The sequence below is a fragment of the Sphingobium sp. Leaf26 genome (assembly GCF_001421665.1).
Taxonomy (GTDB): Bacteria; Pseudomonadota; Alphaproteobacteria; order Sphingomonadales; family Sphingomonadaceae; genus Sphingobium.
Genome location: NZ_LMKV01000024.1, coordinates 1 through 23,318, shown reverse-complemented (window position 1 = coordinate 23,318; position 23,318 = coordinate 1). Strand labels below are relative to the sequence as shown.

The following is a 23,318-nucleotide window of genomic DNA, read 5'->3' as shown; positions in this document are numbered from 1 at the left end:
CCCTTCACCCGGCGCCGCCGACGCCAGCACCGGATCAAGCGCGATCGTCACCCGCACGATGTTCGCCGCATAAGGCTCCACCGCCACACGGCTCCCATGACGATCCAGCAACGCCATCGGTTCCGCAAATGCGGGGGCGGCGATGGCGCCGAGGCCAAAGCATAACGCCAGCGCGCTGCGGTTCATCAGGTTCGGTTTGTGCAGGCAAAAAGGCATTATCTTCAATCTCCCTCGAATTCCGCTTTCTTTTCGATTGGTCATCGCTTCGGATAGGAGGCGATCTTCACGCGCAGCATTTGCGGCGCTGCTGTGAAGTTCAGGCCCCAGTCGACCTGATCGCCATTCCAGATACGTTCGAATATCCAGCGGCCCGCTTCGTCATAATGGCCTTGTTCGACACGATCGAAAATCAGATTGGCGTCGTCACCCTGAGGCGCGAAATCGATGCGTGCCCGAAATCCGGTGACCAGGAATTCGTCGGGACCAAGTTCGGCAATCGCCACCCCGCCCGAAGGATATTCATTGCCTTTGGGCGGTGCGTTACCGAAATCCGGTCGGCCAAAGCTGGCCGTCGCGACATATTTGCCGATTTGCATGACCTGTTGATGTTTGTCCGCCGGGTCGTTCGGTTCGGCGCAGCCCCAGGTTTTTCCTTGCCATGCGAGTTTGGCCCACAGCCGGTCAATCGGTCGGAAGAGCGCGAAATTTGCCGCAAATGGCGCGATTTCCGTATCGCCCAGTTTTGGCGTGACCGGCAAGGATGGCAAAAAGCGCAGATGGTCGAAACCGAAGGGTGCCCATCCGATCGCGCCACGGCCGACGGCTTCATAGAAATAACGGGCATATTCACGCGCATGACCGGTTTCGACGATCAGCAGCGGATTGTCGGCGCGATCATAAAGATTCAGAAAGCCCAGATAGGCCTTGTGATCGGGATTGTAGAGATCGGGCGCCAGCGCATCGAGATGGGGGGCAGCGGCCTTCCAAACCGAAATCACCGTATTGGCGGGGCCGCCGCTGGCATAGGTGGACGGCTCCTGATAGGTGAAGGGATCGCCGGTCAGCGCTGCATTGGCATACATGGGGATGGATTTTACGGCCTTGCCCGCTGTAGCCACCGCATCGACGTATCGCGCGACATGCCAGGCGTGAAAATAGAGATCCGCGTCGCGCCCGAAAGCCTGAGCCCAAGTCCCCGCCGCCTTGCCCGTCTGTTTGAGCAAGGCGGCGGGCACGGGGCCATCGAACAGCGCTTTGGCCTTGGTTGAATGGTCGCGGGCAAGGCCATAGGATCCCGGTTCATTTTCGACCTGGATCATGATCACGCTGTTTTGCGCATCGACTCGCTTGAGATGATCGACAAGGGCGACGAACGCCTTTCTGTCGGCCGCCAGGGTGGTGTCGGCGTGCGGCGACAGGGCATAGTGCAACGTCCCGTCAGGCTTCACCATCCGGGGGAAACGTCTATTGTCGAGCTTCACCCAGGCGGGTGCATATTGCGGACTGGTATTCTTCCAGGTACCGAACCACGCCAGCACAAGGCGAACATCATGCGCGCGCGCCTGATCGAGCAGCAGGTCGAGAAAGGAGAAATCGAACTGTCCTTCAACCGGTTCGATCTGTTCCCAGGCGATGGGAACCTCCACCGTGTTGACGTGCAATGCGTCCATCGCCGGCCACACAGCGGGCAGCGCCGAAGGCCAGGCGCTGGAATTGTTCACCTGCGCGCCCATCATCAGGAAGGGCGCGCCATCCACCATCAATGCATGCCGACCATCGCGCGATACGATCCGGGGCAGCGGAGTGTCAGCGGCTATGCCCGACCCCATGCTCGACCCCATGCCCGACAAGGTGAGCAGTACGGTTGCTGCAAGCGCCGTGCGACGGGAGTGATGAATCTTCATTGCATGCCCCCTTGTGGATCGCCAACCAGGATGCCACGGCCATCCGTCGCCAGATATGTGCGTCCAAAACGCCGGGGATCGCCGCTGATCATCCGCAGGCGCAGCCCCCACTGATGCGCGTCGTCGTTGATGCGCTGCCATACGGCGCCGCCATCGATCGATCGGAACACGCCCCGCTGTCCATCCGCCATAGCGATAGCGTAAAGGGTGGGCCACGGACTGCCGGGCGCACCCTTGCCGGTCCCGAAGCGCTGGATGGCGATGTTTTGCGTGGCTTTTTCCCAATGCTCGCCGGCGTCGCGCGAACGGAACAGGTCTGGCTCTACCAACAGCCACAGCATGCCCGCATAATCAGGTACGGCAACCAGCGGATTGGCGGCTTCGCGTCCTTGTGCACGCGCCAGGGAGAGGTCCGCGGGCAATCCGATGCTGTCGAGCCGATGGAATGATGTGCCGCCGTCATCGCTGCGCAGGATCCGGTTGGCTGCAAAATCGATGGCGTAGAAACGGCGGGCGTCGACCTTGTCCGCTGTCACGCGCACGCGCGACGGCAAGCCTTCGATCATGATCCAACTGCGCCCGCGATCCCGCGTCAGCCGTGGCATGTCGGTTTCCACCACAAACGTACCACCGTCGGCGGACACGGTGATGGCCGCGCTGCCGGTCCGTTCCGGGGGCGGAACGGTGGTGTCGACAGCGGCATCCGTGGAAATGTAAAGCGGGGTCCAGCTTCGTCCCCCATCTTGCGACCAGGCAAGAGATGTATCGGGCACGACGGGGGCGTGGGTATTACCGCTGCGCACGACCACCTGGGGGGCAAGTCCCGCATAATCGAGCGAATTGGTGTTTGTCAGCATCGGGTTGCGATGGATATGCGCCGGCGAAACGGTGAGGTCGTCATGCCGAAATCCGCCCAGATCGCCGAAACCGGAAATGAGCGGTGCGCCACCGGTCGGGCTGATGAGCGTAATGACGGCGGTCTGCTCGATCCCTTGCGTCCAGGGCTTCCACTTCATCGTGCCGGCAGTTGCAAATTCCTGTGTCGCGTACAGTGTAGCGCCGGTAACATAGGCTGCGTGATGCGGGTCGAAGGGATCGATCGCAAGGCCTGCGATCCAATGGCCGAAATTCGCTTTCTTATCGAAGTCCAAAAACGGCGTTTCACTGACGTCGCGGGTGCTGCGCGGCGATAGATCATTCCAGGTGCGTCCGCCGTCTTCCGACCGCCAGACAGTGTCGCCAGGCTTGTAGCGATTGACCGTGCTGACGGCGATCACGCGCGGATCGCGTACGGATACGGCGACGCCCATATAGCCGCCAGGGACGACCTTGCTGCCTTTGAGCGGGGTCACGTCGGTCCAACTGTTCGACTGTGTGTCGAAGCGCCATACCGCCCCGGCCTTGATACCGTTGGGACCAATGGCATCGCAATAGCTGATGGTCATAACACCATCGCGGCCGATGACCGCCTTGACCGGCAGAAGATTTGCTTCCGGTCCGCCGGGCATATGTTCCCATGTGACGCCGTTGTCGCGGGAACGGAACATGTGCTGCCCGCCAGAGTCGGCGCTGCCGACGTAGAGCTGTCCTTTGCGCGCAGGGTCGAACAAGACGAACGACAAGCCGCCATGGGTTGTCCGTGCGACCGAGGGATGCCCCAAACCCTTGAGCGGAAAGCTCTCGACTTTCCGCCAGGTCGCACCGGCATCTTCGCTGTGCCACAGGCCGTCATGACGCGACCCGAAGAAGAGGCGGTCATGGGCGTGCGGATCGACCGCCAGTCGTTCGCCCAAACCGCGCCCATCTTCATTACCTCCCATGGCGAAGGGCACATTCGTTCTTTGCCAATGGATGCCGCGATCGGCGGAACGGAAGATCGCCGCCGCCCCCTGCGCATTCATGCCGGCCGCCATATAGACGATGTTCGCGTCGACCGGATCGGGAGCGATGCTTTCGATGCCCATGTAGCTGGACACGGATTCGCCGTCCTGCAATGGCACCCACTGGGCGACCTGTGCATCCCAGCGATAGGCCCCCCCCATATCCGTACGCAGGTAGACGAGATTTCGCTCGACCGGGCTGAACACGACGCCGGGTGCGAATCCGCCGCCGCCGACTTTGACGCTATGCCAGGCATAAGGGACTATCGGTTTCTGACCGGCCACATCGTGCGCGCTGGCCATGAATGCGGGCGACAGTCCCACTGCGATGGACGCAATGATGCAAAATCGACCGACAGCGCTATCGAATATGGGCATGGTTCGGGATTTCATGCCACGTCGCCGACCCGCCGCCGGGCGCGATAGACGAGATTGTCGAATCTGGCAGCGCCCGTTCCCGCGGCGTAAAGGCCCGGCCGCAAGCTCAGGAAACCATCCGCGACGTTATGATTATAGCCGGCGACCTCGACCGAACGTTCTTTGCGCCATGGCTCTCCAGCAAGAGCATAATAGAAGGTCACGACATTCTCGTCGTTCACCAGGCGCAACCGCACGCGACTTGCGGAGACGGCCGCGCCTGCTGGCCAACGCTCGGCCTGGCCGATGCGGTAGGCATGAAGGCGCTCCTCCCCCAAGCCCAGACCGCAGAACAGCTTCTCATTATAGAAAAGGATCAGCCCCGCCTGCGTCCCTGCGTCGATCTCGACATCGACCTCGATTTCATAGGCGCGATCGCCTGCGACGAACAGAAGCGGCGAGGCATCAGCGGGGCTGGTACCCTGCGCAGTCAGCGACAGACGGCTTCCTTCCATGCGGGCGCGTTCCAGATAGTCGTTCCTTGGCGCGAAGAAGGTCAGACGATTGCCGATGGCATCAAGCGACAGGCCGGAAAGAGGCTGACCATGCGGTCCGCCCTGGGCGACGGGCTTGAGAAACGGTTGGTCGAGCGCGCCGCCCAGGGCACGCGGCCAGCCATCTGTCGTCCATTCCATAGGTTCCAGCAACATCTGCCGACCCAGGGTCCGAAAGCCGTTTTCATAGCCATGATAGGTGAGCCACCATCGACCATCCGGTCCTTCGACCGCGGTCGCGTGGCCGCGCGACCACCAGGGTTCGTTGCGCGAGGCGGTACGAACAACAGGATTATAAGGACAATTTTCCCAAGGCCCGTTGATCGAGCGGGACCGGGCAGCGACCACCATATGGCTGGTCGGGGGGCCTGCGGTGCCGCCTTGCGCCGCGATGAGATAATAATATCCGTCGCGATGCAGGACTTTGGGGCCTTCGAGCGCGAAGCCTTCGATCACATAGTCGGCAGGGATGGGCCAGCCGTCATAGACATGTTCAACCTTACCGTCGGCAGCCAGCCCGTCATCGCGCAGCTTCACCCGATTGCCGCCGTTGAAGAAGAGGTAGCGCTTGCCGTCTTCCCCCACGGCGTGCCCCGGATCGATCATGTCATCGATATGCATATCGATCGGCTCGCTCCAAGGCCCGCTCATCGCCGGCGCATGGATGACATAGGTGCGCAGCGGCCGTGCATCGCCCTCCGGCGCCAGCACAGGAATATAGATGAAATAACGATCGCCATGTTTGGCGATGTCGAGCGCCCAGATTGTGCCGATGGGCGTCTTCAGAGCGGCTGTGACGGGTGTCCAGTTCACCAGATCGCGCGAGTGCCAGATCGGTACCCCAGGATAATAGAGAAATGAGGAGAAGGCGGCATAATAGTCGTCGCCATCCTTGAGAATGGTGGGATCGGGTCGGTCGCCGGCCAATATCGGGTTGACGAACCGTCCATCGCCAAGATCGCCCCTGCGCTGTCCCTCAAAACCTTCCGCATAGGGCATTGGCTTGGCATCGGTACCAGTGGAGCGCGCCGACATGGCAGGCGACAGGGCAGCCCCCGCGGATAACGTGGCGAAGGTCAGAAAATGTCGGCGGGATGATGTCATGACGGTCTCACGGAATGGGACAGGAAGGGTTCATCGCTGCGGATTGGACACAGGTTCGATCGTTGCGAGCACCACATCATTGCTTTGCATCGGCAGCGTCAGGTCGTAGCGCCCGTCCTTGCCGATGCGAATGTTCCGAACTGCGGGCACATCACGGGTGAGCACCTGCAATTCCTGAAGCTGTGTCGCGTCTAACGAAGCCGGCGAGCCCATCTCCAGATAGCGGCTATGGGCGTCATTCGCCTTATATCCTGTCCGGTACAACCTGAGGCGATAGGTGCCTGGCGACAGGCCGGTAATGCGAAGTGCGATCGGCATGTCCGCCGTGGCTGGCAACGGTTTTGTGAAGAACGGGCGATTGCTGATATCCTGCCGGGGCTGACGCCAGTTCCAGGCCAGAACGGCGGTCCGTCCTTCCCGGGTCGTTGCCAGGGCCTGTGCATCGTCAAGCGGGATTTCCTTGCCGTCGAGCGCGTGGAGAAATTTGTAGGCAAACCACGCTGCCTTGCGGATGCCCTCCCGGTTCATCAGGCCAAAGCCACCATGGAACGGGGTGGGGGGCGGCCCGGCCTCTTCGAACAGGTCGCTATAGGTCCAGTAGCTCATGCCTTGCGCAAGGCCACGGGTTCCGCGCAGCTTGCTCAATATGTAGCTGGCGCTGATGTAGGAATCATGCACCGGGTCGCGGGGATTATAGCTGCTGCTCCATTCGGTGAAGAACAGCGGCAATCCGGGAAAAGCGGAAGAGTCGATCTGCGCGCGGACCTTGCGGACATCCGCGACGATCGAATCTGGATTGGTGGACAGCTTGTTGTCGTCCTCCCCCTTTTCATCAAGAAATCCGCCATCGACGCCGTAGGTATGGGTCGTCACGAAATCGACCGGTATCCTGCGCTGCGCTGCACGTTCCAGGAACTCCGGCACCCATGCGGCACCTGCGGTTGCCGGTCCGCCCACCCGCAGTGCCGGGTCGATCGCCTTTATGGTGCGGGCGCTTGATTCATACAGATCGAAATAGGCATGCTGGTCGGCCTTTTCCCAAAAACCATCGAGATTGGGCTCGTTCCATACCTCGAAATACCAGCTGCGCACTTCCTCGGCGCCGAAGCGGTCCTGCATATGCCGAACGAAGGCATCGACAAGCGCAGCCCAAGCCTTCGGCTCGGGATGCGATGTGTTGCCTTTCCAGTAGAAGATTGTCTGCTTCGACGTGGCCATCGCTTCGGGCGTGAAGCCCAGTTCGACAAAAGGCTTGATCCGCCGCGCCAGCAGTGCGTCGAACAGCCGATCCAGGCCGGTCCAGTCATAAACGATCCGACCATTCTGGACCTGTACCGTTTTCAACGCATCATGGAATGGCGCATGAAAGCGGACGTAACGAAAGCCAAGTTCGTCCACGGCCGTGCCCAGTTGGGCCAGGCTGTCGGCTCGGCTCAATGTGCCTGCAAAATCCGATCCGACCGAAAGGTCGAATGCCTTGTCCATCGGTGCGCCGGCCTGCTGTAGATCGACATCGATCCGCCTCGGCTGCGTCGTCGCGGACGAGGTGGAAGGCAGAGGGCGGGCCAAAAGCGGCTGGGCGGCAGCCATGGCGAGAAGGCCAGCCATGACGCCGGCAGGCAATCGCAATGCGGGACTTTTGGATCCGATCATCAAGCTACCTTGGCAAGGGGGAAGGCAAATCTGGTCATGCGGCCAAATCGCTGCGGCAATGGCTGGCGATGAAGTCGATATGGCGCGGCATCGCAGCCGCCGTCCGGGCGATGACGTCGCGTAGATGATCGAGAAAACGGCCCGCTTCCTCGATCGGCAGGGCGTCGGCCAGCGGATCGTGGGATTGCGGGATCAGACCCTGTCCCATCAGCACGGCGATCCAGCTATCATCCGAGAAAAGGCCGCCCTGATCCCGGATAATTCGACCCTTTGCGCGCCACAACGCGATCTTGTCCTCCAGCGTAGTGGGAATGGCCATGGTCCGGCAATAATTCCAGAAGTCGGAATCGGTCCGGTTCGTCCTGTGATAATGAAGGATGACGAAGTCGCGAACCTGCTCATATTCCTGGCGCAGCAGACGGTTATATTCCTTACGCTCGGCAATGGCGGGGCCGGTGTCGGGAAACAGGCTCATCAATCGCGTGATGCCCGACTGGATGAGGTGGATGCTGGTCGATTCCAGAGGTTCCAGAAAACCGCCCGCGAGGCCGATGGCAATGCAGTTGCGTTCCCAAAGGCGTTCGCGCACTCCGGCAGTGAAACGCAGCGGGCGTGGCGCATCGAGCGGCGGCGCGTCGAGATTGTCCAATATCTTGGCGGTCGCTTCATCGTCGTCGATAAAGGCGCTGGCATAGACATGGCCGTTGCCGACCCGATGCTGGAGCGGGATGCGCCAGCGCCAGCCAGCGCTGTCGGCGGTAGCGCGCGTGTAGGGCAGGGGGGCGCTCGTCGATGCCGAGGGCACTGCAACCGCCCGGTCGCAAGGCAACCAATGCTGCCAGCTCGTAAATGGCACGCCAAGGGCGTCGCCTAGCAACAGCGAGCGAAAGCCGCTGCAATCTATGAACAGTTCCCCTTCGGCCCGGCGGCCGTCCGCCAGTTCCACCGCGCGGATGCAGCCATCGTCCGATGCGATATCGACATGGACGATTTTCCCCTCGATCCTTTGGACGCCCGCTTCCTCGGCTAGTCCGCGCAGGAATCGGGCATAGAGCGAGGCATCGAAATGAAAGGCGTAGGAAAAGGAGGAGAGCACGGCGGCCGGGTCGGGTACCGGGCGGGTGAAACGGCCGCTAGCCGCCGCCTGGTTGGCAAGGCAATAGTCCGATACATTGCCGACCTGTCCCATGCGGCCAGCCAGGCGTGACTGGCGCAACCAGATCTGATGGAATTTCACGCCATGGACATCGCGCCCATGAATGCCGAACGGATGAAGATAGCGATCGCCACGGTCGGCCCAGTCGACAAATTCGATGCCCAGCTTGAAGGTCGCGCCGGTCGCCGCCATGAAGGCGTCCTCGTCGATGCCCAGATAACGGTTGAAGTCAAGGAGGGATGGTATGGTCGCTTCGCCCACGCCCACCGTCCCGATTTCCTCGGATTCGATCAGCGTCACGGCAACGCCAGCATCCGTCAGGCGCGACAGGGCAGCGGCTGTCATCCAGCCCGCCGTTCCTCCGCCGACGATGACGACGCGCTTGACCGGCGGCAGCGGTTCGCCGCTCATGCCGCTGCGGACCTTTCGCCGAAATGGCCCCGGTGCGCCTGGCTGATCAGGTCGCGGTTCGACGGCAGGTTGGCGATCGCAAAGTCGGCCTGACGGCGCACATTGGCAAAGGCCTGTATGGCTTCTTCGCGATAGCGGTAGACGCCGGCCTTGGCGGACAGGTCGGTCTTCCACCCCATGCCATAGAGGACATATTGCCAGCTCATTTCGGAGAATATGTCGACCTGAAGATCGATATCCATCTCCGTGGGAGGCCGGAACCGCCACCGGTCGAGCAGTTCAAGAAGGCTGTCAGGCACGGATGCCGGATCGACATTTTCGATCCAGAAGGGCGTATCGCGCCGTTCCGACAGGCAATAATGCAGCTTGATGAAATCGAGCGTTCGCTCGTAGCGCTTGCGCATGTTCAGATTATACTGGCGGGCGGACGTTTCATAGTCACCACCCCAGGGAAAGAGGTTGGCGACCATCCCGGCCGCTATCTCGGAAAAGACGATGCCTGTGGCCTCAAGCGGCTCGAAGAAGCCGCTCGACAGCCCGATGGCGACACAGTTTTTATGCCAGTTGGTTTCGCGATAGCCAGCTTCGAACCGGAATTTGCGACATTCAAGCCGCTCCGACGCCGGGCCGACATAGGCGCGCAGCCTGTCTTCGGCGGCCGTATCGTCCATATGGGCGGAGGAAAAGACATGGCCGATCCCCCTGCGCTTTTCGAGGCCGATGTCCCATATCCATCCGGCATCCTGTGCTGTCGATATGGTGCAGGACGCGATCGGATCGACCGGGCTGTCATAGGGCACCTGCATGGCCATGGCGCTGTCGCAGAACAGCACGTCACGGCATGAGCGATAGGGCATACCCAGCGCCTTGCCGATCAACTCGGCCCGGAAACCCGTGCAGTCGATATAAAGGTCGGCGTGCAATATCCCGTGCCTGGCGGTGCGCACGCCATCAATCGCGCCGTCTTCGCCGACAAAGACATCCGTGACCTGATCGACCTTGTGATCGACCCCATTCTCCACCGCCTTGTCCCGCAGCATCGCCGCCAGCGTGACTGCATCGAAATGGTAGGCGTAGTTGAGAGGAGCAACATAATCGGGATGGCTGGGCAGCTTGGGCGCGCGGCAGGCGTCCATGGCCATTTTCTGCGGGCCGCACACGTCGTCCCAGTTGCTGTCGCCGCCCGCTCCAAGCAACCAATAGGGCAAGAGTTCCATGCCATTTGGCGATTCCGCGACCTGAAATGGGTGGGAATAATGATCCGGCCCGGCCTGTCCGGGGGCATGCCGCCAATGGACGAATTTGGCGCCCTGCTTGAAACTGGCACCACATCGCCGAACCATCTCGGCCTCGTCGATGCCGATCGTGGCGAGGGTCCGACGAATGGTGGGGAAAGTACCTTCCCCTACGCCCAATATGCCGATCTCAGCGGACTCAACCAAACAGATCTCGACACCGCCTGGTAGATCGGCACCCAGACGTCGAGCCAGATAGCCCGCAGTCAGCCAACCGGCGGTTCCGCCGCCCACGATGAGGATGGTCTTGCGCATCGCCTGCAATCCCTCTGTATAATGCGATTGCCGGACGACCCGGCAATCGCATCATGCCGATCAAAACGCCAGGTTGATACCCGTGCTGATCCGGCGGTCGGTCTGGAACCAGCTACGCCCCTTCAATTGACCACCTGGATAGCCACCCATCAGGGTTCGCTGGGTCGAATTGGTCAGGTTGGTCCCCTGCACACCGAAGGAGAAGTTTTCGGTGACCTTGAACCGAATACCGGCCTCCAACTGACCATAGGTGTCGCCGTAGATCGGCAACGCGATCTGGATCGGCGTACTGACACCCGGCGCGCTGTAATAATTATAGGTCGGATTGGTACCGTTGCTGTTCGTCGATTGCAGATATTTCGAACGCCAGGAGTAAGCGACCCGCGCGGAGATGGCCTTTCGTTCATAGAGCAGCGTTGCATTGAAATTATGCTTCGACAAACCGACCAGCGGCGCATCGTTACGGATGCCGCCATTGATATCACGATAGAAATCGCCGGGATTCTTGCTGTTGATGAAAGTGTAGTTGCCCTCGAAGCCGAAGCCGCTCAACCAACCCGGCAGCATGTCGAAGAACATGCGTCCGCCAATCTCGAACCCCTTGACCGTCGCTGCCTTGCTGGAGTTCACATAGTCGGACGCGGCGGCATTGACCGTTTCGCTCTGCCCGTTGGTGAAGACCACCGTCACCTGCCGCTCCGTGAGCGAGAAGATAGGCAGGTTGGTCAGACGCTTGTAAAATGGTGCGAAGTGGAAGGATGTGCCGGCACGCGGATAATATTCGAACGACAGATCGAAATTGTTCGACATGGTCGGCTTCAACAGCGGATTGCCGGTATCCGCCGTGAAGTTGGTCAGAACCGGGTCGCTGCCCGGCGGGGCGGTCGGATCAGTCGTCGTCGCCGCGCCTACCGAACCCGAAGCCCGCAGAGCCTGGAAGGTCGGCAGATCGAGCGTGATATTATAGCCGAAGCGCAATTTGGTATCGGACGTTGGCGAATAGTCGATATTGATCGAGGGTAGCGCCCGGGTGAAGGACGCTTTGCCGCTACGGGCGATGAACTGCTGCCCCAGCGAAAGCCGTTCGCCGTTGCGGATGAATGTTGCGGCATTCTGTTGGATGAAGCCGCTGCCCTCATTTTCGATACGGACGACCCGGACGCCGACATTGCCCGATATGCTGCGGCTCTGGTCTTCGCCGAACCGCACCAGGGCGTAGCCGGCGGTCGTCTTGGTCTCGTTGTCGACGCGATCTCCCGGTAGAATGAAGCCGGGCTGGCGGATACCCGAACCGCCGCCATAGCCCGTCTGGGCCAGGGGGCCGGAGGCCGAGCAATCGAATTCGCGACCGGTGCAGAAGCCGGCTGGCGGCGACGCCGTCAGTTCGCCGCGATTGAACCGGCGGACCAGTTCGTCTGTCGGGAACATGAGGTTTGCCGGAAGGGCAGCCGAACCATGGAAGAAATTCTTGAACGCATGTAGTTCAACGTCGCCCGGTGCCGCGTTGGCATAAGTCAGTTGTGGATCGCCGTTCCAGCCACGGCCAAGTGCCGCCCAGTTAAACCCGTTATTCAGATCGCGTTCCGTGCGCTTGGCGAAGCGACCGCCAAACTTGACCGAACGGAAGAAGCTGTCCTCGAACTTATATTCCAGATCGAGATTGGCTGAATCGAGCCGCCCCTTATTGTCCTCGTCGTGCGGCATAGATGCCGTCCAGAAATAATTGGCCGGGTTGGACAGGCTGGCCTGCGATCCGGCCGGCAAGGACACCACCGGCAGGTCGCCACTCAGGTCGAAGCCGAAGCCGCCGGGGAAGGCGACATCGCGGAAGACGTCCAGGCGGGTATAGATTTGCGACGAGTCCACGCGCTGTATCGCGCCCTTGATCGACAATGGGCTGTCATCGGGGGACCAGTTGAAGCTCAACGAATAGTCGCGGGTGCGGGAGTTGCTGGCATAGGCCCCCTTGTTGCCGCCGCTGTTGAGATTGCCACTGGGCGCGAAGCTGTTCGGATCGCGCGTGAACAACTGCGGGGTCGATACCAGCATATTGTTCTCGTCAAACTTGCTGACCGACGGGTCTACGCTGAGAGACTGGGAGGACACGAACGCACCCCAATCCCCAGATTTGTTCTTGTAGCGGGACTGGAAGAAGGTTCCGGTGAACGTCAGAGAGTCAGACGGTGCCCACTGCACCGCACCATAGATCCCGGTCCTCTTGCGCTGGAACTGCTCTTCGCCGAACGTGTATCCGCCCGGAATATAGTAATCGCTATCGTTGATACGAGTCTTGAAATAAGGTTCCACGCGGAAGAAATGCGAATTGGAACTGAGGCGGCTGTACGCGAGATCGCCCAGGAAGCCGATCTCACCGATTGGAGTCGACCATTTTTTGGTAACAAGGATCGAGCCGGATGGATCAGCCTTGCGGGCGAGATCGCCCATGCTGGCCTCACCGGTCGCAGCCACATGCCACTTGCCATCATAATCGAAGGGCACCTTGGTCCGCAGGTCGATTTGCCCGCCGGTTCCCCCTTCGACCAGATCGGCCGTAGAAGCTTTATACACGTCAACCGCAGCCATCAATTCAGGCGTGACGTCCGCAAACTGGAGCGACCGACCGTTGTTGGCGCTAAAAATCTCGCGCCCGTTCAGGCGTGACGCGACGCCGGTCAGGCCACGGATCTGGATGCCCGCGCCTTCGACTGAATAATGGTCAGGATCGTTGAGAGCAGCGAAGCGAACAATAGTCACGCCCGAAACACGTTGCAGGACTTCGGTGATCGAATTGTCAGGCAGCTTTCCCGCATCATCGGCAACAATGGAGTCGATGATGGTTTCGCTGCGCCGTTTCCGCTCTTCGGCTTGCTGCAAGGCAGCGCGGCGCCCGGTGACGACAATATCTTGATCTGTAGCAGCGTCGGATGCGCTCGATTCCTGCGGCGTCGCTTGCCCTTCGGCCCAGGCCGGCGACGTACAAGTGACGACCGCTATTGCCAGGCTGGAAACGCCCAAGCCCTTGAAAATCCAGTTGCGATTGGACGCACTGATCCCACTTTTCATATCCCCTCCCATTGCCGCGTTAATTCATACATCTTTCACGGTAGCGCTCCCATAGCCCTGTTTGACAACGCTGCCAAGGTCATTTTTGAATATAGAACTCCTACGGATTAAATTCTATTTGTGATAACGCTAACATATGGGTGGCCTATGTTAGTTCATCTTGTATGTGAAAGTTCACAATATTCGGATATGATCACTTCGGTTCATATCCAACGGCGGAGAAGTAGTTGGCGCATGCCATTCCAGTGGTGCGCGGTGGGGCGTCACGGATCGCATCTTACAGGTTTGCAATGGTTTGAGCGGCGGCCTTACGCAGGATAGCCTTGAGTTTGGAAAAGACCATTTCGATTGGATTGAAGTGGAGTGAATTGGGCGGAAGGAAACGCATCTAAGCACCTGCCGCCTCAATGGCTTCACCAGCAGCAGCGCTCTTGTGTGAAGGGAAATTGTCGAGGATCACAACACCACCCTGCCATCAGCTTCGACCCAAGGATATGCTAGAGCGTTTTCCAAGCAGTTGAAATCAGCTGCTGATTCGGAGAACGCGGCGAACCAAAACTTAGAGCAGCCGATCCGATGCAATCGGATCGGCTGCTCTAGACATAGGCTACGAACCATTTGCCCCCCATAGGCCCATCCAGGACCATGGGGGCGGTCATACCGGCTTCCCCAAATGTCGTCGTTTTCCAGTGGCCATGCGGGATCGTGGATCGCCATTGTGCCCCGCGTTTTGCGCGAACGCGCGCACAAGCCATCTTCGCCGAAGTATCGGTTTCCGAAGCGCGGCTATTCGTCGCTCCTTCGTCGCGAACCTCGCCCTGACCGTCTGATGACCGAGCCACGGGGCCACGCCTGGCGGCCAAATTTCCGCCCCCGTTTGCAGGTAGGTCTGGCTGAAAATGCCTCATGATTGCTCTAGAGCGTTTATCGACCGCTATGAATCGGGCGAAGATTCCCAACTGACTGATTTTCTGCTTCATCCCTCGTGCCGGTGAAGGAACTGGCATGGACGGTTCTTTCGATGGGTTTGCGTGTTCGCGTTTTGGCGGCGCTTGACCAGGGCCTGAGTTGTCGGGCGGCAGCGGTTCGGTTTGGTATTGCGCCATCAACGGCGATCCGGTGGTCCGGGCAACGCCGGTTGATCGGCAACGTTGCCCCCAAGCCTCACGGGGGCGATATGCGCTCACGCAGGGTTGAAGAGCGGGCAGCCGACATTTTGTCCATCTGGGAAGCGCGTAAAGATATCACGCTTGAAGAGTTGCGCGCGGGGCTGGCCGAGATTGGCCTGGCCGTCTCTGTCGTCGGTCTTCACCGCTTCTTCGTGCGCCGTGGCATGACGCGCAAAAAAGCTCTCCTGAGCTTGTCGAAGGGACTGCTCATGCCATCGAGCAGGACCGGCCCGACGTCCTGAAGCAGCGGCACGACTGGTTCGATGGTCAGATTGATCTGGACCCGGAACGTCTCGTGTTCATCGACGAGACCTGGACCGCCACCAACATGACCCGTCCTGAAGCAGCGGCACGACTGGTTCGATGGTCAGATTGATCTGGACCCGGAACGTCTCGTGTTCATCGACGAGACCTGGACCGCCACCAACATGACCTGCAGCCATGGCCGCTGCGCCAGAGGCGACCGCCTGCGCATGGGCTTTCCGCACGGTCACCGCAAAACCACCACGCTGGTGGCCAGATTGCGCATGACCGGCATGGTCGCGCCGATGGTGCTCGATGGCCCGATCAACGGCGACTGGTTCGAAGCCTATGTCACCCAGGTCCTCGTCCCCGATTTGAAGCCCGGTGATGTGGTGATCATGGACAATTTGTCGAGCCACAAGCATGCTTCAGTGCGCGACCTGATTGAAGCCGCAGGCGCGACATTGCGGTTCCCGCCGCCATACAGCCTGGACTTCAATCCGATCGAGAAAGCCTTTTCCAAACTCAAAGCCATGCTGCGAAAGGCGGAAGAAAGAACCGTCAGCGGCCTGCGTGGCCGGCAACATTGATGCCGAGCACCTCGCTGGCGATGCGGCCATTGAAGCGCTCGACCATGCCGTTCGTCTGGGGCGTATAGGGCCGGGTCGTGCGATGGCTGACCTTGATTTTCGCGCAGGCGCGTTCAAAATCATCGGCGGTGGCAGGCGCGTTCAAAATCATCGGCGGTGNCGGAAACGCCGCGTGCGCTGGCCTATCGGGTGGGTGTGGAGGGCACGATCGACCGTCTGCTCTCGATCCGGGACAGCCTGTGTCCGCATGGGTGATGCGGAAGGGGAACGGCCTTGAGGAAGGCAACCGCATTGGCGGCGTTCTCGGCGTCGTAGACGTCGAGGTGGACAAAGCGTGAGCAGCGATCGATTGCGACATAGAGGAAGCGCTTACAGATCTCGCCGTCCGTGGTACGCAACTTGGGCAGATGTTTAAAGTCGATGTGGACAAAAGCGAGATCATAGTCGTGGAAGTGCCCCTTGCCCTTGCAGGGCTGCACCGTCGGCTTGGGTAGTCGTCGATTGAGGCCTTCGGCCTTCAGGACACGATAAATGCTATCGCGGTTGAGATGCGGCAGAAAGTGCCGGAGTAGGAAAGCGAGATCGTCCAGCGGAAACCCTGTTGCTCTGCGCACGGCGCRGATGATGGCGCGCTCCTCCTCGTTCGTCCGCCAGGCAAGGCGCCTGGGTCGGCTTGATCGATCCTGGACCGCCTGTTCTCCGCGTCTCCGCCACTTGCGCGATGATGGCGCGCTCCTCCTCGTTCGTCCGCCAGGCAAGGCGCCTGGGTCGGCTTGATCGATCCTGGACCGCCTGTTCTCCGCGTCTCCGCCACTTGCGGACGGTCTCGTCGCTGATGCCATAGCGCTTCGCCACGACACTGGCAGGTTCGGTGGAGCGGGCAATGTCTGCCCGCACAGCGAGCGTGGTTCGGGCATGAGGATGTATCTGCACCATCACGAAACCTCAGCAACAAGAGCAGCAACGGTTCGGTGGAGCGGGCAATGTCTGCCCGCACAGCGAGCGTGGTTCGGGCATGAGGATGTATCTGCACCATCACGAAACCTCAGCAACAAGAGCAGCAAAGCGCCAAGCGTGATCGGCGATAGCGCTACTTACCATGGCCCAATGATCGGTCGAAACCAGACAGACAGGCCACGTGGACATTCAGTTCTGACGGCCATAATGGTTGGGATCAATGAGTCCTGAGCCTAAGAAAAAGAAATTACCGCCTTAATCGTGGAGCCGTTCTGCGAGTCCGTAAATGCCTGGTCAATATCGACAAAATCATAAACTCCCAAGATCTTCTCTATCGGCAATCTCCCTTGTCGGTAGTAATCGATCAGGCGTGGTATGAACTGTTGAGGATCGATGCCTCCTTCAATAACGCCAACGATCCGCCGCCCCATGCTCATGATTGCAGATGCATCCAACCCTGCGGTACCCGGCGGATAGGCAGCGACTAAAGCTAGCGTTCCCCGTCGCGCCAACAAGGCCACCGCTGGCTCCAGCAGAGCCAGAACGCCCGTCGTATCGACGATATGGTCAAACGGTCCAACCAAATATGCCGTCTCATCCGCCGTGTCGGTGGCACCCAGTTGCCGTGCCAAATCCAGCCGGTGCAGATGGCGATCAAGGACAGCGATCCGCCCCGCACCCGCGATGACGGCCGCCATCACTGCCGACAGTCCGACCGCGCCCGCGCCCAGGATCGCGATACTTTCGCCAGGCGCAACCTTGAGCGTTTCCAGCACCGTTCCGGCGCCTGTCTGTATGCCGCATCCCAACGGCGCCAACAGCGCCAGCGGCAGATCGGCGTCTACCTTCACGACATTGTCGCGATGCGCCAGCGCGTGGGTCGCGAAAGCAGACTGGCCGAAGATATTGCCGCCGACCGGATCGTTCCCGCGCCATAGGCCACCTTCGCCGGGCTGACTCACGCCCAGGAAATTGCGCGAAACGAAATCCGTGCAGTAACCCGGCTGATGCGCATGACAGGCGGGGCAAACGCCGCAACTGTGGAAGCTGAGCAGCACGCTATCACCCGGCGCCACATGGACCACGTCCTGGCCCACCGCCTCGACGATGCCGGCCCCTTCATGCCCCAGCACTACGGGGAAAGGGATGGGCAAGTCGCCGTCCCGCATGACCATGTCGGTATGGCAGATGCCGCAGGCGCGGATGCGCACCAGAACCTGACCCGGACCGGGCGGATCGATCTCCAGCCGCTCGATCTGGAATGGCGCACCGGGTTTTTCTACCACCGCTGCGTCGATCGCGATCCGCCCCGCCATCAGAAGTCGAATCCGAAGCGCAGATACCATTCGCGCGGCCGGTTATAGGTGCCAAAAATCGCGCCCGCCGCAATGTTCGACCCGCCCGATGTCAGGAAGCGTTTGTCGGTCAGGTTGGTGCCGCCTGCCGTCAGCGACCAGTGGCCGTCCGGCTCGCGATAGCTGATCGAAGCATTGACGATATCGGTGGACACCCGCTTGAGCAGGAGCGTGCGCTGCGTGTCGTTCCACGCACTGGATGTGTAGGTCCAGTCGGCCAGCATCACGACCGATCCGCCATTGCCCAGTTTCGCCTCGTAACGCGGGCTGAGATTGACCTTCCATTTGGGCGTCTTGGGCAAATCTTCGCCGACCAGTGTTCCGGCCTGGAATGAATTGGCCCCGCCCACGGCGGCCGCCCCCGCCGACACTGATGTATATTGGGCGTCGATATAGCCGACCGCGCCATTGATGGTCAGGCCATCGACGGGCGCCGCGACCATTTCCAACTCGAAACCGCGAATACGCGCATCGCCCGCATTGGCGATGGTGGGCGACGTGCCGACCTGGATATTGAGCTGGATATCACGATATTTGGTCGAGAATACCGCGGCGTTGAGTTGCAGATGGCGGTCGAGCAGCGTGGACTTGATCCCCGCTTCCCAGGTCGTCGCCTTCTCCTCGTTGAAGTCCGGTGCGACATTGCCCTGCGGGTTGGTCAGGCGCGTGGTCCAGCCGCCGGTCTTGTAGCCCTTCGACCAGCTGCCATAGAGCATGACATCGTCGGACGGGTGGACCTGAACGCCGACCTTGGGCGAGAAGTCGCTGAACTTCTTGCGGTTGACGCCCGGCGTATAGACCCGCACCGGATTGGCCGGATCGGGATAGCCCAACCCCGCCTGGCAGGGGATCGGGGCCAGCGGGAACGGCCCGTTCGGGCTGATATTGCCATTGGCGTCCGCGCAGCCGAACAGCTTGTAGTTGAACCCGTTCAGCTCCTGCTGCCCGCCCTCGAACCGCTTGCGTTCATTGGTGTAGCGCCCGCCGATGGTGATGCCGATCAGGTCGATCGGCCGATAGTCGACCTGGCCGAAGAAGGCGTAGTTTTTGGTGCCAAGCTGGTTGGGACCATCGACCTGCACCAGACCTTCGCCAAAGGTCACATAGTCATGCAGGTCGCCCGCTTCCTTGAAATAATAGGCGCCCAGCACATAGCGCAGCTTTTCCTCGAACGCATTGCCGAGCAGCTGGAATTCCTGGCTGAACTGCCACTGGTTCATGGTGAAGCTGAGTTGCAGGAAATTGAGCGGCGACCCGTCGGCATCCAGCCCGGCGTTCCAGTGCAGTTCGCGATAGGCGGTGATGGATTTCAGCGCCACATTGTCCGCCAGATCGAAATCGACAATGCCACTCAGCCCCCAGCTTTCCAGATTGGAATAGCTGTTGCCGCTGGCATAACTGCGGTCCTTGTTCGCGATCAGGTAGCGCCCGTCCCAGGGCAGGCGATCATTGGCCGGATTGGCGTCGACATTGGCGCTGGCAACGCTGGGCAACTGGAATTGCGGGTTGAACTGGGTGCCCGTCACGCCGCACAGCGCCTGCGCATTGCGCGCGGCGATCTGCGCACCGGTGCTGCCGATGCAGAAATTATAGAGGCCCGCGAACAGAAATCCGGTGGTGCCGGTCGGGTCGAACGCGGTGCCGGGCAGGTTGGTCGTGCCCGCGAAATTGCCGGGGACGAACTCGGCCGTGCCGATCAGCTTGTTGGCCGACGTGCCCTTGTCCTTGCTATAATCGCCGGAGAAGGTCGCCCGGACCGCGCCGCCATTGTCCCAGCGCAGCTTGCCGCGCAGGTTCCAATTGTCATTCTCGCCTTCCTTGCTGGCACTGTCATAACCAGCGGCGGAAAACGCGGAGAAAGGCGGCGCATTGTTGGCGCGCTGGTCGGGATAGGGCAGACGCTTGAGGAAGCCGTCGCGCGACTTGATGCCGAAGGTGAGAGCGGAACTCAGGCCATCGGTGATCGGCACGGTGACCGACCCGCGCGCCTGGAACAGCTTGTAGCTGCCCAGCGTCACGTCGCCCTTGGCCGTGAATTCCTTGCCCGGATCGGCGGTGACGATCGAGATGGCGCCGCCGATCGTGTTGCGGCCAAACAAAGTCCCCTGCGGCCCTTTCAATATCTCGACTCGCGCGACGTCCAGCAGATCCTGGTTCGCGCCCACGGTGCGGGCCAGGTAGACGCCATCGAGGTAGATTCCCACGCCAGGATCAATGTTGAAGGCAAAATCGTCCGACCCGATACCGCGAATATAGGCGGCCAGGACGGCGGTCGATCCCGAAAATGGCGTGCCTGCGTCCAGATTGACGTTGGGTGCGATCGCCGACAATTGGGATACGCTACCCACCGCCCTTTCCTGAAGCGCTTCCGACGTGAAGGCAGAAATCGCGATCGGCACGTCCTGCACATTTTCCGCGCGCTTCTGCGCCGTCACGACGATCTCCGCGATGCCTCCGCTTTGCGGCGGCGGCGGCGCCTCCTGCGCGTGCGCGGCAGTGGCTGCCCAGGCGCCGGACGCCAGCAGATATGCGATCGTTGACTTTTTCATCACCCTCTCCTCCATTCGTCCGCCTGTGCCGGCGGATTTGTAGGCAACCATAGGGCGGACGAGGGCATCGGTCTTGGACGGTGGCGAACCTGCAATCAGGACAGGAGCGAACGATGGCGCCATTGGCTGGGCGACGCGCCATAGCGACGGCGGAAGCAACGGGTGAAGAAAGCGGAATCATTATAACCCACCTCGAACGCAATGTCGGTAATGGTGCGACCATCACCGGCCGCCAACATGGCGGACGCGCGTTCAAGCCGCTTCGTCATGATGAAGGCGGTGGGCGTCTGGCCGACATTACGGAAAAAGCTTTTCTGTACCGCGCGCTCCGAAAGGTTGAGCGCGGTGCTGATCAAAGCGGTGTTCAGTTCCGGATGATCCAGATGGGCCAGCGCGAAATCGACCGGTGAAGACAGGTGGGAGGCTGGAGCGTCCAGCCGCACCGCCCGGCGACATGCCATGCGCGCGGCATCGACCAACAGCGCGCCGGTATCCGCATCCAGTTCGTCGAACTTCTCGCGCTGCATCCACAGGCCTTGCAGCAGATGGAAAAGCAATCCGATCTGTGGATCATGCGACGGCAGCCATTGGCCATGCCAGTCCCGCAGCGGCATGCCATAGGTCAGCAGCGCCAACGGAAACTGCAAGATCATGCAATCATTGGATCGAGATATATCGAACGCATAGGCGCGCCGATCATCCGCGATGACGATGTCGCCTGGTCCGGCCGTGACCTGATGGTCGCCATGGCGCATCACCATCGTGCCGCGACGAAGCAGATGCAGCAACAGATGCGGGCCGCCCTCTTCGGTCCCGATCCGGCTGACCTGCGCGCGATCGCTCAAGGCCCGCGCAAGACCTATCGGCCCCAAAGACAGGTGCGCAAGCTCAGCGCGAATCCCTTCCGGTGCATGGGTCGTCATGCCAGGGAAAGCGTCCGCCACGATCTTCTGCCAGACGATATGGCGACGCGGTGCCGGTACCAGGCGGGTCGAAAAATGTTCGATCACTGACATAGCTGCCCGCCAACGACGGGATGCTTCGGCGAATTAACTTTGCAACCCTTGCCCATAATCATCCCCTCCCCCCTGTTGCTGCCTGCTATACAGTGCCAGCCACACTCTAACTGCATATCAAGGATATATTCTGAAAACCAGCGGCCATGGCATATTGCAAAACGGTCGAAGCCGGTGCCCACATATCCTTGTCAAGACAAGGATAGGCTATAACCCTTCCCAAGGGCGCGGGCTTATCTTCCGAAGGCGAATACATTGATTGGACTGGCCATGGCGTGATGCTTGACCAGTTTCCTCCATCCGGTTCGTGCATATGCTCAAATATTGGTCATTGAAGAGTGTAAAAGGTGAAGAGCAGCTTTCCCGGCGCAGACGATATCCTGATCGGGGAAAAAAGAGCTTTTCGCATTGATAATGCTCGGCACCGCTGGCCGTGATGACTTTCCTGGCAATGCCGGTGATAGCTGTCGCGCTCGTCAACCTTTTGGGCGCGAGCGAACGGGACATTGGCATCTTTTCGACTATTCAGCTTGCCAGTCTGTCTGGCGGTTGTTTACTGAGTATGTTGCTGCCCCGACGTCAGTTTCGCAGTATCGGTATGGCGGCTTTCGTCGTAATGATCCTGTGTGACCTTCTATGTCTGTTTCAGTCGGGTTGGACCCTTTTTCTGATCCTGCGCGGGATCGGTGGCGCCGCTGGCGGGGTCGCCGTGTCGCAAGCAACGGCGGCGCTGTCGAAAACACAAAACGCCGAACGCAGCTCCGGCCTGTTCCTGGCTCTGCAAACTATGATGGCGATCATATGCATCTATACGATTCCGCCGATCATCGGAGCGTTTGGGTTCGCCGCTGCTTATGGTGTATTGTTGCTTTTCAATATCCTGGCGCTTTTGTTGGTCATCGCCAAGTTGCGGAATTTCAGCGCGACGAAGGAGTATCTGGCGACAGCCGGAAATGATAGGATGCACTGGTTGCGCAGCGGTGCCATGCTCATTTCCATCCTCTGCTTCTTCACAGGCATGGGCACATTGTGGACGTTCCTGGCGCTGCTAGGTCAGAAGATTGGCCTGAACCCGACGCAGATCGCGCTGGTGCTGAGCGTTTCAAAACTTGTGGCTTTTGGCGCGTCCTTCATGCCGGGCGTGATTGGTGTCCGCTTCGGTCGCATACCGCCGATTATCGTTGCGGCTTCGATATTGGTGGCGGCTGTGCAACTTTATGCCTTTGGAGACAGCTTAGTCACTGTCGTCGCTGCTACCGCGCTTTTCAGCTTTGGCTGGTACGTCATTTATCCGCTGCAACTTGGCGCATCAGGCCATCTTGATCGGGACGGTCGACCGATGCCGGAAATGTGATCTTATCAAGGGTCATTTTCCTCGACGGGCAGGGACGCCTGGTCGGAGCGGCGTCGGACAACCGTCTATTTGTGGATGCGACCCTGTGGATGGCTGGCGATGCGGTGCATTCGCCTGATCTGCGGGAGGTTCCCGGCAAATGGACAGCGGTTCATGCGCGCTTTTGCCGCTGGTGTCGCAACGGCATATGGGAGAGGTTCTTCCATGCCATGGCCGATACGCGCGACGTCGAATATGTCATGATCGACAGCTTGCAACCATCTTATACCAACGCGCATTGGTGCTGACTCACGTCGGGGCTGTCCGTCGTCAGAACATTTGGCGCGACTCGCGGGGTAAATTAGCGGAGTGCGGGCTTCGTCTGGGGGTTGATGTTAGGCGGCAAACTTGCGGTGCTGCAAGCGCCGATGTTCGATGGTCTGTCGGCAAGCGCCGATGTTCGATGGTCTGTCG

13 protein-coding genes and 4 pseudogenes are annotated in these 23,318 nt (G+C 60.3%); 4 read left to right on the top strand and 13 right to left on the bottom strand.

Annotation, left to right across the window (positions count from 1 at the left end):
• From ASE85_RS15630 to ASE85_RS24465, 9 genes and pseudogenes are all read right to left on the bottom strand, one after another.
• Window positions 1-216, bottom strand: a 216-nt coding sequence (locus tag ASE85_RS15630) for a hypothetical protein (RefSeq protein ID WP_235523567.1), incomplete at its 3' end; no start/stop codon positions are given.
• 41 nt (window positions 217-257) lie between these two features.
• Window positions 258-1,904 (bottom strand): DUF5597 domain-containing protein, encoded by a 1,647-nt coding sequence (locus tag ASE85_RS15625; RefSeq protein WP_056690328.1) that lies wholly within the window; start codon window positions 1,902-1,904, stop codon window positions 258-260.
• Window positions 1,901-4,162 (bottom strand): WD40/YVTN/BNR-like repeat-containing protein, encoded by a 2,262-nt coding sequence (locus tag ASE85_RS15620; RefSeq protein ID WP_056690337.1) that lies wholly within the window; start codon window positions 4,160-4,162, stop codon window positions 1,901-1,903. The genes ASE85_RS15625 and ASE85_RS15620 overlap by 4 nt, the downstream gene beginning before the upstream one ends.
• A gap of 11 nt (window positions 4,163-4,173) precedes the next feature.
• Complete coding sequence (locus ASE85_RS15615) at window positions 4,174-5,799, bottom strand: family 43 glycosylhydrolase (protein ID WP_056690325.1); 1,626 nt, start codon at window positions 5,797-5,799, stop codon at window positions 4,174-4,176.
• Window positions 5,800-5,829: 30 nt separating this feature from the next.
• Window positions 5,830-7,452 (bottom strand): GH39 family glycosyl hydrolase, encoded by a 1,623-nt coding sequence (locus ASE85_RS15610; RefSeq protein WP_235523566.1) that lies wholly within the window; start codon window positions 7,450-7,452, stop codon window positions 5,830-5,832.
• 34 nt (window positions 7,453-7,486) lie between these two features.
• A complete protein-coding gene (locus ASE85_RS15605; protein WP_056690322.1) occupies window positions 7,487-9,019 on the bottom strand; it encodes a tryptophan halogenase family protein in 1,533 nt (510 codons plus the stop codon).
• Window positions 9,016-10,569 carry a tryptophan halogenase family protein gene (locus tag ASE85_RS15600; RefSeq protein ID WP_056690319.1) on the bottom strand — a complete coding sequence of 518 codons (1,554 nt, stop codon included), beginning with the start codon at window positions 10,567-10,569 and terminating at the stop codon, window positions 9,016-9,018. The genes ASE85_RS15605 and ASE85_RS15600 overlap by 4 nt, the downstream gene beginning before the upstream one ends.
• 60 nt (window positions 10,570-10,629) lie before the next feature.
• Window positions 10,630-13,632: a TonB-dependent receptor gene (locus tag ASE85_RS15595; RefSeq protein WP_056690317.1), complete on the bottom strand. Its 3,003-nt coding sequence runs from the start codon at window positions 13,630-13,632 to the stop codon at window positions 10,630-10,632.
• A gap of 589 nt (window positions 13,633-14,221) precedes the next feature.
• Window positions 14,222-14,336: pseudogene (locus ASE85_RS24465) on the bottom strand (IS630 family transposase); the annotation flags it as partial.
• A 317-nt stretch (window positions 14,337-14,653) separates the two neighbouring features.
• On the opposite strand from ASE85_RS24465, the gene ASE85_RS24025 reads away from it, so the two are divergent.
• Together ASE85_RS24025 and ASE85_RS24020 are read left to right on the top strand one after the other, a co-directional pair.
• Window positions 14,654-15,043: a transposase gene (locus tag ASE85_RS24025; RefSeq protein ID WP_056690315.1), complete on the top strand. Its 390-nt coding sequence runs from the start codon at window positions 14,654-14,656 to the stop codon at window positions 15,041-15,043.
• Window positions 15,044-15,148: 105 nt separating this feature from the next.
• Window positions 15,149-15,616, top strand: a pseudogene (locus ASE85_RS24020) (IS630 family transposase); the annotation flags it as partial.
• A gap of 178 nt (window positions 15,617-15,794) precedes the next feature.
• Here the strand turns inward: ASE85_RS24020 and ASE85_RS22580 are convergent.
• The 4 genes and pseudogenes from ASE85_RS22580 to ASE85_RS15560 form a co-directional block, all read right to left on the bottom strand.
• A pseudogene (locus ASE85_RS22580) lies at window positions 15,795-16,570 on the bottom strand (hypothetical protein); the annotation flags it as partial.
• 254 nt (window positions 16,571-16,824) lie between these two features.
• Window positions 16,825-17,907 (bottom strand): NAD(P)-dependent alcohol dehydrogenase, encoded by a 1,083-nt coding sequence (locus ASE85_RS15570; protein WP_082462859.1) that lies wholly within the window; start codon window positions 17,905-17,907, stop codon window positions 16,825-16,827.
• Complete coding sequence (locus ASE85_RS15565; RefSeq protein WP_082462858.1) at window positions 17,907-20,495, bottom strand: TonB-dependent receptor; 2,589 nt, start codon at window positions 20,493-20,495, stop codon at window positions 17,907-17,909. Before ASE85_RS15565 ends, ASE85_RS15570 begins: the two co-directional genes overlap by 1 nt.
• A gap of 95 nt (window positions 20,496-20,590) precedes the next feature.
• Complete coding sequence (locus tag ASE85_RS15560) at window positions 20,591-21,511, bottom strand: AraC family transcriptional regulator (RefSeq protein ID WP_056690302.1); 921 nt, start codon at window positions 21,509-21,511, stop codon at window positions 20,591-20,593.
• 436 nt (window positions 21,512-21,947) lie between these two features.
• On the opposite strand from ASE85_RS15560, the gene ASE85_RS15555 reads away from it, so the two are divergent.
• Window positions 21,948-22,865, top strand: coding sequence for an MFS transporter (locus ASE85_RS15555; protein WP_235523568.1), 918 nt, complete (start codon window positions 21,948-21,950; stop codon window positions 22,863-22,865).
• Window positions 22,831-23,116 (top strand): annotated as a pseudogene (locus tag ASE85_RS24010) (transposase); the annotation flags it as partial. The gene ASE85_RS15555 and the pseudogene ASE85_RS24010, both read left to right, overlap by 35 nt.
• Between the last annotated feature and the right edge of the window lie 202 nt (window positions 23,117-23,318).